Source organism: Paenibacillus sp. J45TS6, assembly GCF_018403285.1.
GTDB lineage: Bacteria > Bacillota > Bacilli > Paenibacillales > Paenibacillaceae > Paenibacillus.
The window spans coordinates 150,594-163,920 of sequence record NZ_BOSJ01000002.1 but is presented as its reverse complement, the minus strand read 5'-3'; the positions used below and the strand labels follow the sequence as shown (position 1 = coordinate 163,920).

Genomic DNA, 13,327 nt, shown 5'->3' with positions numbered 1-13,327 from the left:
TTATCAACTAGATTTGACATTGTAGCTCGATGGAAGCGGAGGCTGGTAACCGTATCTGCGTACAATATAGTACATTATACCAAAGCCAATGGTTCCCACAGCAGCCATGAATACGCCAACTTGGTACATAACGGACGCTCCAAAGTTCTGGAACATAAAACCGCCAAATATGCCGGCGATCACACCTGAAATTCCACTCCAGGAAAGCGTGTAAAGCGCTTGTCCAGAGGACCGGTATGGTTTTGGAATAAAGAGCATGGTCAGCTGAGTTCCTACATAAAAATATCCGCCAAATGTAACCGCATGTAGCAGCTGGATAAAGGCAATCTGCATCGGAGTGGTTGCCAGTGCCATCAGTTCCCATCGCAGCGCAAAGAGCAGACTGACGATCGTGAGACAAGCGAGCATGATGGTCATTTTCCGTTTCAGAAAACGGTCAAATAATAGAAAGACAACAATCTCCAGAATAGAAGACATAAATACAGCGAGACCTACCATTTGTTTGCTTCCGCCAAGTTCGGTAATGTACAAGGAAATAAACGAACTATTCATTGCATTTGGAATGGACACAAGAATTCCAAGGATCACAAATGTCATGAAATAGGGATTCATGATAACCTGAGAGAATCCGCGCATGGTAACAATCGGTGCATCGGATGATCGCTTGAGACGAGGCAGAAGAAGCGCAAATCCAAAGGCTACGATGAGCAGAACACTAAAGACCAGGGACATTTGGGAATCTCCGAGCCTGTCCATGATCGGCCCTGCTATAATGGCAGTGAACGCCCAGCCCATGGAACCCCATATACGAAAGGAACCAAATTTATAGTCTGTTCCATCAATATAGGTCAGAATCATACTGTTCGTCTGTGCAAATAAGGGACTCTGAAAGAAATAGTAGAAGATCATTGCTGTAAAAATAAGACTGTAGCTCTGCGCAAGGAATACAGCTTGTACAAACAACAGAGTACCTGCCACCATAATAAGTACGGTCTTGCGGATGTTCTGTGTGCGGTCACTCATATACCCCCAGAAAGGGTTAGCAAACAGAGAAACAAAAGGACCAATTGCCATCAGGCTGCCGATCTCGATTTTCGTCAGACCGATATCTTGAAGATAGATTTGAAAGAAGCTGGTAAAGACCGCAATGGCTCCATAGACAAAGAAATTATACAGCTTCAGCTGCGAAAAAGAGGACGTACGCAAAGGTAAGCCATTCCTTTCGGTAGAATCATATATTTTGGCGTAAATTCATGTTTTGTTTACACTTTAGCACGTAATTGTAAGGGGATACAATTTATTTTTATTCTAAGATGTTAATGATGTGGATAATAGGTGAACAGTAGGTAGCCCAATGTTCGTTATATAGTATCTTTAAGAAGGAACGTAGTCCTTATATTTTATTAAGAACGGAGAGGTTTGGCAGATGAAGATTGCAGGCATTGTTTTGGCTGGCGGGGCATCCCGGCGTATGGGAACGGATAAAGCTGCACTTGAGCTTGGAAGCAGCAGTGTCTTAGACATCATAGCGGGAGAACTGTCCAGCATTACATCCCAAGTCTATATTGCAACAGGATCCGTATGTAGAGAAGAAATGGCTTCTGAGTATATAGAGGTAAACGATATTTATCCGGGAAGCGGCCCGCTAGCAGGGATTCAAGCAGGAATGCTTCGGGGAGAAGCCGATCTGTATGTGGTTGTGTCCTGTGATATTCCTTTGATTCGTGCAGAATTATTATCTGCAATGGTGGAGGTATTGGAGGTCAGTCTTGATTCGGGGATTCAGGCGCTGGTACCGCAGATTAAAGGCCAAATTCATCCCCTGGCAGCAGTGTATCATCATAGCATGATAGATACGCTCGAGACTCAGCTTAGGGAAGATAATCGCAGGGTAAGAGATGCGCTCTCTAAGGTTTCCGTTCGTTATGTAACCGAATCTGAGCTGGAAGCGATCACGGGCATTCCTGCTGCGCGGATTGAAGAGATGTTTATCAATATGAACGAGAAAGAAGACTATGAGCGGGTAAAACAAATATACGGCTCTAGAGGTCAGAATCAGTAAGCAGATAAAAACATGCCCTTAAGCCATGAAATTATATCCTGGGTAAAAGGACAAATTCATTTTTAAGGGCATGTGCTGTAGAGAATTTCCTGCGTTGTTGCCTTTTTTTTAGAAATTAAAGTTATCTGGGTCTGCTCCTGTTCTTTCATCTTTGTTCATTGCATCAATCATCGCCATTTCGTCCGGGGTTAATTCAAAATCAAAAATTTGCATGTTTTCTTCAATCCGGCTTGGCGTTACTGACTTAGGGATGGTTATAATGTTGTGCTGAATATCCCAACGTAAAATAACTTGAGCCGGGGACTTTCCGTATTTTGCTGCGATTTTCTGAAGTACTGGATCGTCGAAGAAACCTCCTCTAGCAAGTGGCGACCAAGCTTCTACATAAATTCCCTTCGATGAACAGTATTCACGAAGCGGTTGTTGACTAAGCAGTGGATGGAGTTCCACCTGATTCACCGCAGGAACAATCTCTGCATCCGCAAGCAAATCATCAAGATGATGCGGCTGGAAATTGCTTACGCCAATCACGCGAACACGTCCATCTTTATAAAGCTTCTCAAGAGCTTTATATGTCTCTTTGTATTTTCCAGGGACTGGCCAGTGAACGAGATAAAGATCTACATAGTCAAGACCGAGTTTGGTGAGGCTTGTCTCAAAAGCTTGCAAGGTAGAGTCGTATCCTTGATCCGAATTCCATACCTTTGTCGTGATAAATAGATCTTCTCTAGGAATGCCAGATTCACGAACTGCTTTCCCTACACTTTCTTCGTTCTGGTATACTGCGGCAGTATCGATGCTTCGATAACCTGTCTTGATCGCATGAGATACAGCTGATTCCGCTTCTTTGCCTTCCTGAGCTTTATAGACGCCTAAACCAAGCTGTGGCATCTTCACACCGTTATTAAGGGTTACTGTATTTTGTAATTGATTAATGGCCATAGATGTTCCCTCCGTCAATAAAAATCAGTTTTTGCTAGTATTCCACCTAGAAGGGGAAGTTAACACGGCACCTCTTATACTTTCATGCACATACATATAGTTTCTCGTTTATTTTAGACTCAGGCTAGGATGTAAGCAAGTTTGTCTGTGCTTTTCCAAGTGAAATCATTTGGATAGAATGAGACGTGCTAGCGCCATGATTCCTCGTTCCAATTCTGTTTCAGATGCATAAGCAAATGATAAGCGGATGTGGTCCTGATCAAACCGGTCATAGATAGATCCTGGGTTCAGCAGAACTCCTTCAGCAAGAGCTCTCCTGAACAAGGTTTCTGGCTGAGTCCCATTTGATAACTTCACCCAAATATAAAACCCGCCTTGCGGCACATTCCACTCCGCTGCACCTGCCAGATTTCGGGATAGTAGATCCAGAACCAGATTTCTTTTACGGATTAATGCTTCACGAACCTCAGCCAAGTGAACATCGTGATATCCTTCTGTGAACCAAAGTGCTGCCGCTTCCTGTCCAAGACTGCTCGCACCATAATCGGTTTGCATCTTAATATCTGCAAGACGCTGTATGACGGTTTCTGGTCCCGCAACCCAGCCAATACGAAGACCTGGACTTACACTTTTGGACAGAGTGCCCATATGTAATACATAACTTCCTGGATCACGAGCTTTCAGAGATAGAGGAGGTTTTTCGTCAAGCCATAAATCTGCATAGGCATGATCTTCAAGGATAGCTAGTCCGGTAGCCTCAGCAGTTTGAATGAGTTCCATTCTTCTCTTATCACTCATCACTGCTCCGCTCGGATTCTGAAACGTAGGTATCGTGTAAAGCAAGGATGGGCGGTTTTGGCGGATATAACGCTCCAACTCTGCGGTAAGGAGACCCTCCTTGTCCATAGGCATGCCGATCATTCGAACTCCTGCAGACTGAAAGGCGTGGATTGAATAGAGATAGGATGGTTTTTCTACAAGTACAGACGATTTTCTGGGCAAGAGTCCCATGGCTATCAACTGCATCGCTTGTAATGAGCCTGAAACGATAATAATCGATTCTGGTGAAGCCTGTATTTGCTGATCTGACAAATAGCTAGATATAGCTTGTCTGAGTTTGTAAGACCCTAAAGGTTCCAAATAGCCAAGACTCGGTGCATGCTGAGCTAACTTTTCATAGATCTTCTGAAAATAGGATTGAGGGAGCAAACCTTGTGCCAATTCACCTGTACCGAGACGAATGATGTCACAGCGGTATTCCGACTGATTAATGATCTGAACCTCTGGGAGATTGGGATAATGATGCCCGCTTTCCACATAATCTTCCCAGTTAAGAAGAGGAGTGGACATACTATTCCATCCCGCACGAGAAACTTTGGTTCCTCCGCCGTAGTTTGTATCGATGAGCCCTTCAGAATGAAGCCCGTCCAGTGCTGCAATGATTGTACTTCGATTGACTTTAAAAGCGGCTGCTAATGCACGCTGAGAAGGAAGACGCATCCCGGGGGTCCATTCTCCCTGCATTATTTTTTGCTTGATGTATTCTTTAATCTGGTGATAGAGGGGTTCAGGCAGCAGCGGATCAGGAGTGAAACGGATCTCTAGAGCAGGTTTCATAGGATATGGCACATCCTTCCATAAGGGTGATATGGACTGTAATATACCATTTGGTTGGTATGCTATACAACCAAATGGCTGGGTACTGGTTGTTCTATATCAGATAGGATGGAGTAAGGAAGAAGTTCATTACATTCTGGGAGTAGAGAGGATAGGTCGTGAAATGCACGGAGCAATTATTCATGCACTAATTTTGGCAACAGGTCTTATTTTGCCGCTCGGGGCACAAAATGTATTTATATTTAATCAGGGAGCGACTCACAAACACTGGACAGGGTCTTTGCCAGCGGTGATTATGGCAGCTCTATGTGATACGGTTCTCATTGTACTTGCTGTTGGAGGGCTGTCTCTCTTTCTGTCGGACAAAAGTGTGGTAACCCAAGGGATATATGCGGCAGGTTGTATTTTTCTGTTATATATGGCCTGGACACTTTGGCAAACGGGGGATGGGGCAAAAGGAAAGCAGCAGCCACTGACAAGTCGTCAGCAGATTCTTTTTGCTCTATCTGTGTCAGTGCTTAATCCGCATGCCATTTTGGATATTGTAGGAGTCATCGGAACGAACTCTTTGCAGTATGAGAGTAAAGAGCTTATCGCTTATACATTAGTCACTATTCTTGTATCATGGGTGTGGTTTGTTTTGCTTGCTGCGGCAGGAAGAAGCATGGGGAGATGGGACCAGACGGGGAATGTCACCAAGTGGCTTGGCAAAGGTTCTTCCCTTATGATGGCTGGGCTGGCGGTATATATGATGTATTCCTTTGTACAAAGTTTGTAGTAAAAAAGAAGCTTTCTCTAGCAAATATAACATTTGCATGAGGAAAGCTTCTTTTAATTATTCTAACCATCGAAGTGCATTTTCTATGTTAGATTCTCTATTTTATTGCAGTCCTAAAAATGGAATCTAATGAATAGATGCAGTTACTTAGAAATTAAAGTTATCTGGGTCTGGGCCTGTACGCTCATCTTTGTTCAGGCTGTTAATTGTATTCATGTCTTCTGCATTCAATTCGAAGTCAAAAATCGCTGCATTTTCTTCGATACGGCTTGGTGTAACAGATTTAGGAATTGTAATCGCATCGTTCTGCAGATGCCAGCGAAGGATAACTTGAGCTGCTGTTTTGTTATATTTTTTTGCAATCTCCTGAATCGAAGCATTGTCTAATAGTTTACCATTACCAAGTGGTGACCAGCCTTCGAAATGAATTCCTTTGGATTTGCAGAATTCGCGGAGTGATTCTTGTGTAAGATATGGATGGAATTCGGACTGATTAACAGCAGGAACCGTTTTGGCTTCGGCCAGCAGATCTTCCAGATGATGAATATTGAAATTACATACGCCGATCGCCCGGACTTTACCATCGCTGTATAGGCGTTCGAGCGCTTTCCACGTATCTTTATATTTATCTTTTACCGGCCAGTGGATCAAATATAAATCGAGATATTCAAGACCGAGCTTTTCTAAACTGGTTTCAAAAGCACGAATGGTAGCATCATAACCATGGTCTGCGTTCCATACTTTGGTTGTAATGAAAAGTTCCTCGCGAGGTACTCCGGAATCTTTAATTGCTTTTCCGACACTTTCTTCATTCTTGTATGCAGCAGCTGTATCAATTGCACGATATCCGTGCTGAATGGCATGTTTAACGGCAGCGTAAGTTTCTTCTCCGTCTTTCGCTTTCCATACCCCAAGACCGAGCTGAGGCATTTTCACACCGTTGTTAAGGGTTACTGTATCTTGTAAGTGAGTAATGGTCATAGATAATCCCTCCGTTAATAGATTCTTACTATTATTACACCTATATGGAGCAAGTAACACAAAGTGTCTTAATACTTTCATGCGCATGCATATAGTTTCTTGTTTATTTTAGACTTTAGGTTAAGTGAAAGCAAGCTAGTCCACACTTCATACGCAAACAAAAGGCCCCTGGAGGCCTTTTGTTTGTGTTAGAAAGTATAGGAATTTGAATGCTGCTGTTTTGAAAACTACGGGTAGATCAAGGTTCTTAATCTAATCCCTCAGCGTTTTGTAAAGGCAGAATAGGGAATAACAAACTTAGGCATACCTTCCGCAAAGGAAGTGTACTCGTATTGCGTGAAGTAGATAACGATCCCATCACGGCTTAGGAAAAAATCACGATCTGGTTCAATCGTCTTGAACGGAGCAATCAGAGGCAGTTTACGATCAGCAATTTGTTTCTTTATTTGCTGATTGATGATCGCAACATAATCCGACCCGCCGCCTGAGGCTTCTTTCAATGTGAGCAGATCGCCTGTCGATAGGTCGAAGGTATATGCTTCGCGAACGGTATCACTGTGCGCCCCTCCTAAGTAGACGGAGTAATCAGCATAGATGCTTAGCAGTCCCTTTTCGTTATATGTGACGGTAAATCGTCCGTCGAAGCTCGGACGCCGGATCGAAGCATTCGGATCTTTAGCCAACAGGGAGTTATTTTCTTTGACGACGGGGTCCATTTGTTTTGATCCAGCTGAAACGAACCGATCCGCTTCTTGTTTCAAGAACTTGTTGATTTTTTGCTGTACCTCGGCATTTTTAAACCCAGACAGAACGGGGTAGAACACAAGCAGAGATTTCTCTTCACCATCTGCTCCGATCGTTTCCGCAGTAACGGAGAGCGTGTTTTCCGATATGGCTTTGAGTCCGATGGTCTTTGATTTATTTTCGTATGTCACCTCGTAACCGAAGCTCTCTGACAAGAAACGAAGCGGAAGATACGTCGTGCCACCTTGCAGGATAACCTCGGGGCCTAAAACGGGCTGGCCATTCAGAACGTAAGAACTATTTTGGAGACTAATATCCATCGTTCGTTCTCTTCCCGTCACTTGAACGAGCTGGGTAGAAGGAACGTACTTCGTTTTTAATCCTAACGAGGTGTTTAGACTCCGTAGTGCAATGTACGTTGAACCATTCTTGTTGATCGTGCCAATGCGGGAGCTTTCCCCTTTGATCTTAAAGGGTTGAGAGATAACCGGATATTTTTTAACAGCTGCTGAAGCGTTGTCTGTGGATATATTGGCTGCGATGGGAAACACCATAATGGCGGCAAGTGATATAGTCAGCGCCCGAGAACGCCTTTTTCGATTAATCAATGAAATCACTACCCTTTCGTGTATTGACGTCGTTACATTTTAATAAACGAAACAAAGGTAGAAAGGTTACGGATAGGAATAAAGGTTACGGAATCAGGTTTACATGTTCATTCCTGCTGAACAGATATTTGCTGCTCCAGTTTAGTTACATCTTCCGTTGATAGGACACCGGCCATAGGGTGAAGCGCTGCTGAAGTGCCGCATGCAGCACCTTGCCTTAGAATCGCCTGAATGTCATTTGGGTGTTTCAGAGCAGCTGCCACCATGCCTGCTACCATCGCATCTCCGCTGCCGAGCGGACTTACGATGGAGACGGCAGGAACCTCTACGCGGAATAAGGTATCTGCTGACGCAGCTACAGCACCATCTGCGCCGAGAGAGATAACGGCAAGCTTTGCACCAGCTTTTACTAGCTGTGCAGCAGCCATCTTAGCCGTATCCGGGGTGAGCGCGGCAACCCCGGCATAGCGGGCCGCCTCTTCTGCGTTGGGCTTCACCAGGTCCGGCCCGCCTTGCAGCCCTTGTGCGAGCGCCTCGCCGCTTGCATCGAGCGCGGTGCGCGCACCTTGCGCCTTCGCCAAAGCGATCAGCTCGGCGTACAGCCCAGCAGGGCAGCCTTGCGGCAGGCTGCCCGAGAACACGACCCAGGCGGAGCTTCGCGCCTGGGTCATTACTTTGCGGCGCAGCGCCGCAAGCTCATCGCGGGTGACCGGCGGCCCCGCCTCGATGAGCTCAGTCTGGGTGCTGGGCGATGACCCCAGCACCGTAATGGCCAGCCGCGTTTCTCCATGCGCGGCTTCTACAAAGTCGGCTGCGATGCCTTCGCTGCGCAGCCCATCCAGCACTTGCCGGCCCGTGTGTCCGGCAACGATACCCGTAGCGCCTACAGGTGTTCCTAGTAGGCGCAGTACCCGGGCGGCATTAATGCCTTTGCCGCCTGGGATAGTAATCGCATGTTCAGGGCGGTGCACCTGATCGAGCTCAAAATTCGGCAGGGTGTACACTTTGTCTAGTGCAGCATTTAAGGTAACGGTGGTAATCATCAGTGTAGGCAACTCCTTAATGGATATGGATTCTTTTATCATACAGGAAGACTTGAAAAGATTCCGCTATGCTTCTTCTTAAACGTAAAAAAGAGCACTGAATACGCGGGGTATTCAGTGCTCTTACACTTTACAAACGATTTAATTAACAAGGCCCTTTAAGGAAGGTAATTAATCTAATCTTCAATCCGTTTTTTCTTAAATTTCATTAAGAATTCGTACACGATCGGTACAATAACGAGCGTGAGCAGCGTAGAACTGATGAGTCCGCCAATTACCGTAACGCCAAGACCTTTGGAAATAATACCGGCACTGTTCTCCCATCCAAAGACAAGCGGGAGAAGAGCTCCAATGGTAGCCAGGGCTGTCATGAGAATTGGACGAAGACGAGTTGAACCTGCTTCAAGCAAGGCGTCTCTTGTAGACATACCTTCGTTTTCCTTGTGAATAACCCGGTCAATGAGCACGATCGCATTCGTGACAACGATACCGATCAGCATCAGCGCGCCCATCAAAGAGGATACGTTTAATGTTTCCCCTGTAACAAGCAAACCGATTAATGCACCAATCACCGTAAATGGCAGGGAGAACAGAATGGCAAATGGAGCAAGTCCGCCGCCAAACGTTACGACAAGTACAAAGTACACGATAGCGATCGCAGCCAGCATAGCAAGACCGAGCTGAGTGAAGGTTTCGTTAATTTGTTCGGTTACCCCGCCAAATTCAACATGAACCCCTTCAGGTAAATCCATAGCATCGACTGCTTTTTCAACGGAAGATGAAGCAGAACCGACATCAGAAGAGAGGATGTTGGCCGTTACCTGTACAACCATATCACCGTCAATACGCATGATGGAGTCAGGAGTTGTTCCTTTTTCCACGGTTGCTACCTCTCCAATCGGAACCTCAATACCAAGCGGAGAAGTGATCGTCTCTTTTTCAATCGCTTCAATGCTTCCATATTCTTTACTGTCTGTTTCAATGTAGACTTTGTAAGACTTACCGTCCACTTCGACTTCGGTTAGTACCGGACGTTCTCTTTCTGGGCTAAGTGCCATCGCGAGTTGTCCAGCAGTAAGTCCGAGAGAGCTGAGTTTTTCTTGATCAGCTACGAGAGTATATTGCTCATATCCTTCTGCTAGAGAAGATTCCGCATCTTCAAAGTTTGCTGTGTCGTCTTGTACCACTTTTAGAATATCATCAGCAACAGGTTTAATTTGATCGAGATTGTCACCGAAGACGCTGACTGTCAGTGTGCTGCCGCCCATAGCTCCAGCAGCCATATCCAGTGTTGCCCATTCACCTTCAGGCACACGTTCTTGAAGTCCAGTCAGTATCTTTTCGCTTTCCTCACTGACTTTGACACCATCTTTAAAGATGACATAGAACAGACCCGAGTTGGAGGAACCCATACTCATCGGATTGCCGCCGCCAACAGAGTATTGCATACTTTCAACACCGCTTGCATCAAGAATGAACTTCTCAACGCTTTGAGTACGCTCTTCCACAGTTTCTTGTGTTGCCCCTGGTTCAGGACTGTAAGTTACCAGAGTATAGTTGGTTCCCTGCTCTGGCAAGAAACTAATGCCGATAAAGCGAGTAAGGAACAAGCTGCCCACGAGCAGAACTACTGCTGCCCCTACTGTGATGAGCTTATGATTCAGTGTCCATTTCAAAATTCGAGTATAACCGCCTGCCAGTCGGCTTGGTTTATGTTCATGGTTCTTTTTGTTTTTCAGCCCGCCTCTAAAGAGGGAGTGAGCCATGGCAGGTACAATCGTGATCGCTACAACAAGGGAAGCGAGAAGTGCAAAGACCATCGTAAGTGCGAACGGCATAAAGAGTTCACCGACCATACCACTAACTAGTGCAAGCGGAAGGAATACCGCAATGGTAACAATGGTTGAGGACATAATCGGTACAAACATCTCACGAGTAGCAGCACCGATCAATTCTCTGCCTTTCAGTTTCTCTCCTGGTAGAGAGAGACGTCGATAAATATTTTCAATAACAACAATAGAGTCATCGACTACCCGGCCAATCGCAACCGTCATTGCTCCGAGCGTCATTACGTTAAGCGTAATATCCATTAGATAGAGTACGGTTAAGGCAATTAATAGAGAAAGGGGAATCGAAATAACGGAAATAATCGTCGATCTCCAGTCTCTCAAGAAGAGTAGAATGATAAGTACCGCAAAGATGGCACCAAATAAAGCTTTGGATAACATCGTATGGACGGAGTCTTCAATCGGTTGTCCCTGATCAAGAAGAATATCGACATTAATATGATCGTATAGTTCTTCCAGTTCAGCGGAAGCTTCTTTTACTCCGTTTACAACGTCAACGGTGTTGGCATCATTTGCTTTTACAATGGAGAATCCGATCGATTCTGCACCGTTTGTGCGGGAGATCGACTCTGCTTTACCGATGACTTCAATAGAAGCAATATCAGAAAGCTTAACGGTAGGTATGCCTGTCATTTGTGCTGCAGCAGCGCCAGCATCTGGCATCGTTGCAGAGCCGTTTCCTTGCTCGGCACCAGATGTGTTTCCACCAGCTGAGCTGCTCGCATCAGCACTACCCGCAGCATTGCCTTCACCTGAACCGGAAGGAACGACAGGGATCTCCAGGTTCTTCAGATCATCTACGTTAATAACATTGCCGTCTACAACAACAGCTTTCTCTGAATCTTCCATCGTGAACAGACCTAGAGGAACACGCAAAGAAGAGGCTTGAACAATATTTTGCACGGTTTCTTCTGTTAAACCAAGTTCATCCATTTTCTTTTGGTCGAATTTCAGGGAGACTTCTCTAGTGTATTGACCGGATACTTGAACGGATGCCACACCATCCACATCTTCAAAGGCGGGTGCGATCTCATTCTCGGCAAGACGAGTTAGGTCTTCGAGAGATTCGCCATCTTTACCAGATAAGCTTATGGAAGCTACCGGGAAAGAGTTCATGCTGAACTTGGAGATGGTAGGCTTCTGAGCATCATCGGGAAGTGGAACATCGTTTAGCACTTCGCGTACCGCAGCCGTCGCATTGTCCAAATTTGTGCCATAATCAAATTCAATCATGACAGAAGAAACATTCTCCATTGATGTAGACGTAATACTCTTAATGCCATCTACATTTCGAAGGGTTTCTTCGAGAGGCTTGGTTACATCCTCAACGACACCTTCCGGGGCTGCCCCTGGATATACCGCAGTGATGTTTAGGAACGGAATGTTGATATCTGGAATCGTTTCTTGCTTCATGGTCAAACCGCTGTACAGTCCGCCAAAGGTCAAGATAATGGTCAGAATCCAAATCGCTAGCTTGTTTCTTAGTGAGAAATTAATTATCCCTTTCATCCGTAGGTTTCTTCTCCTCTCTCAATCACAAAAAATATTCATCTTATATAATAGCGCTTATTTATTTGCGCCAAGATAAATACGTATCAAACAAATGCTCCAATTGTATGACTTGTTCTTCCGTACCAGGCACCACACTTAAATTACTAAGCATACCCGTCAGGATCACGCGGCGGGGCTTCATTTCAGTAAGCTCATGTTCTAGTACAAGAATAGACTCGAGCGCTTCGGAGCGAACGAGCTCAGACAACTCCACATTTTCTTCAATGCGCTGACGCATTTCTTTCAGTAATAGCAAAGGGTGTTTTTTAGCAGGGCTTTGTGGTATTCCCTCTTCAATCCAAGGGAGCAACAGTTCCTGTTGAATAAACGGTTCTCGTCCTAGACGCAGTTTCGCTTCCGCTAGATCATCAAGCGTTTCCACGAGATATTCCGCCATTCGCTTAATGGATATAGGCAGTATTTTTGAAAACACAATTTTTATGTAGGAACCCATCAAACTTTGTACTTGAAGCGCCAAATCAAGAGTATAAGGATGAATCTGTGGTCCATACACATCAATCATTTTCTGATTGAATTTTTTTAAGATGAGTTTGAACATAACTTCAGGGCAATTCTTCTGCGTTAGACCATTGTTGCCTTGACTGATGGCATCTTGAAATTGGGCGAGAAAAAATTCTTTGAGTTCAAGAAAATTTTCGAGCAAAATTTCGATCTGCCTGCAGAAAATCTCTTTCGGTGATAAGTGCTTTTCACTCTCCACAAGCACTACTTTGTCATAAATAGACTGAATGCAATAATGAATCACACTCTGCTGTAATTCTTCTTTAGATTTAAAGTGAAGATACAGACTTCCTTTAGAGATGCCGCAGGTTTCTGCGATTTCTTGCATGGAGGTTGCCGCTGTTCCTTTGGTAGAAAATAATCCGAGTGCAGTGACTACAATATGTTTCTTTTTATCCGTGGTTGAGTTCATCATCCAAGATCACCCCTCTCTAGAACTCCACGGTTCTCATTTTGACTAAGAAGTCATGAAAATTATAGCTTAATTAAAGGGGCGATACAACTTCACGCTATAGGTAAGCAGGGGGAGATAACGAGGATAACAAGGGGAATATAAAGAAAAGCCAAGAATGAAAAGTCAGCAGGAGGCTTCCTTTTCACTTTGGCTTTAGAGCCTTACTATGATACGAAAT

The 13,327-nt window shown here is 44.9% G+C and carries 10 protein-coding genes; 2 read left to right on the top strand and 8 right to left on the bottom strand.

Annotated features, from left to right (window positions below; translation table 11 throughout):
- Positions 1 to 3: 3 nt before the first annotated feature.
- On the bottom strand, positions 4 to 1,206 hold the full coding sequence (locus tag KJS58_RS03470; protein ID WP_213530481.1) for an MFS transporter: 1,203 nt from the start codon (positions 1,204 to 1,206) through the stop codon (positions 4 to 6).
- A gap of 220 nt (positions 1,207 to 1,426) precedes the next feature.
- On the opposite strand from KJS58_RS03470, the gene mobA reads away from it, so the two are divergent.
- A complete protein-coding gene (mobA, locus tag KJS58_RS03465; RefSeq protein WP_213530480.1) occupies positions 1,427 to 2,062 on the top strand; it encodes a molybdenum cofactor guanylyltransferase in 636 nt (211 codons plus the stop codon).
- A gap of 108 nt (positions 2,063 to 2,170) precedes the next feature.
- On the opposite strand, the gene KJS58_RS03460 is transcribed toward mobA, so the two are convergent.
- Positions 2,171 to 3,004: an aldo/keto reductase gene (locus tag KJS58_RS03460; protein ID WP_213530479.1), complete on the bottom strand. Its 834-nt coding sequence runs from the start codon at positions 3,002 to 3,004 to the stop codon at positions 2,171 to 2,173.
- Between the two features lie 165 nt (positions 3,005 to 3,169).
- Positions 3,170 to 4,621, bottom strand: coding sequence for an aminotransferase-like domain-containing protein (locus tag KJS58_RS03455; RefSeq protein ID WP_213530478.1), 1,452 nt, complete (start codon positions 4,619 to 4,621; stop codon positions 3,170 to 3,172).
- 163 nt (positions 4,622 to 4,784) lie between these two features.
- Here KJS58_RS03455 and KJS58_RS03450 point away from each other — a divergent pair, with 163 nt between their 5' ends.
- Positions 4,785 to 5,399: a LysE/ArgO family amino acid transporter gene (locus KJS58_RS03450; protein ID WP_213531031.1), complete on the top strand. Its 615-nt coding sequence runs from the start codon at positions 4,785 to 4,787 to the stop codon at positions 5,397 to 5,399.
- A 147-nt stretch (positions 5,400 to 5,546) separates the two neighbouring features.
- Here the strand turns inward: KJS58_RS03450 and KJS58_RS03445 are convergent, their stop codons facing one another.
- The 5 genes from KJS58_RS03445 to KJS58_RS03425 all read right to left on the bottom strand — a co-directional run bounded on the left by KJS58_RS03445 (position 5,547) and on the right by KJS58_RS03425 (position 13,110).
- Positions 5,547 to 6,374, bottom strand: coding sequence for an aldo/keto reductase (locus KJS58_RS03445; RefSeq protein WP_283771242.1), 828 nt, complete (start codon positions 6,372 to 6,374; stop codon positions 5,547 to 5,549).
- 266 nt (positions 6,375 to 6,640) lie between these two features.
- Complete coding sequence (locus KJS58_RS03440; RefSeq protein ID WP_213530476.1) at positions 6,641 to 7,732, bottom strand: stalk domain-containing protein; 1,092 nt, start codon at positions 7,730 to 7,732, stop codon at positions 6,641 to 6,643.
- A gap of 107 nt (positions 7,733 to 7,839) precedes the next feature.
- Positions 7,840 to 8,775 (bottom strand): 1-phosphofructokinase family hexose kinase, encoded by a 936-nt coding sequence (locus KJS58_RS03435; RefSeq protein ID WP_213531029.1) that lies wholly within the window; start codon positions 8,773 to 8,775, stop codon positions 7,840 to 7,842.
- Between the two features lie 176 nt (positions 8,776 to 8,951).
- Entirely contained in the window at positions 8,952 to 12,131 is a 3,180-nt protein-coding gene (locus KJS58_RS03430) for an efflux RND transporter permease subunit (protein ID WP_213530474.1), read from the bottom strand.
- A gap of 61 nt (positions 12,132 to 12,192) precedes the next feature.
- Positions 12,193 to 13,110 carry a TetR/AcrR family transcriptional regulator gene (locus tag KJS58_RS03425; protein ID WP_213530472.1) on the bottom strand — a complete coding sequence of 306 codons (918 nt, stop codon included), beginning with the start codon at positions 13,108 to 13,110 and terminating at the stop codon, positions 12,193 to 12,195.
- Positions 13,111 to 13,327: the final 217 nt, after the last annotated feature.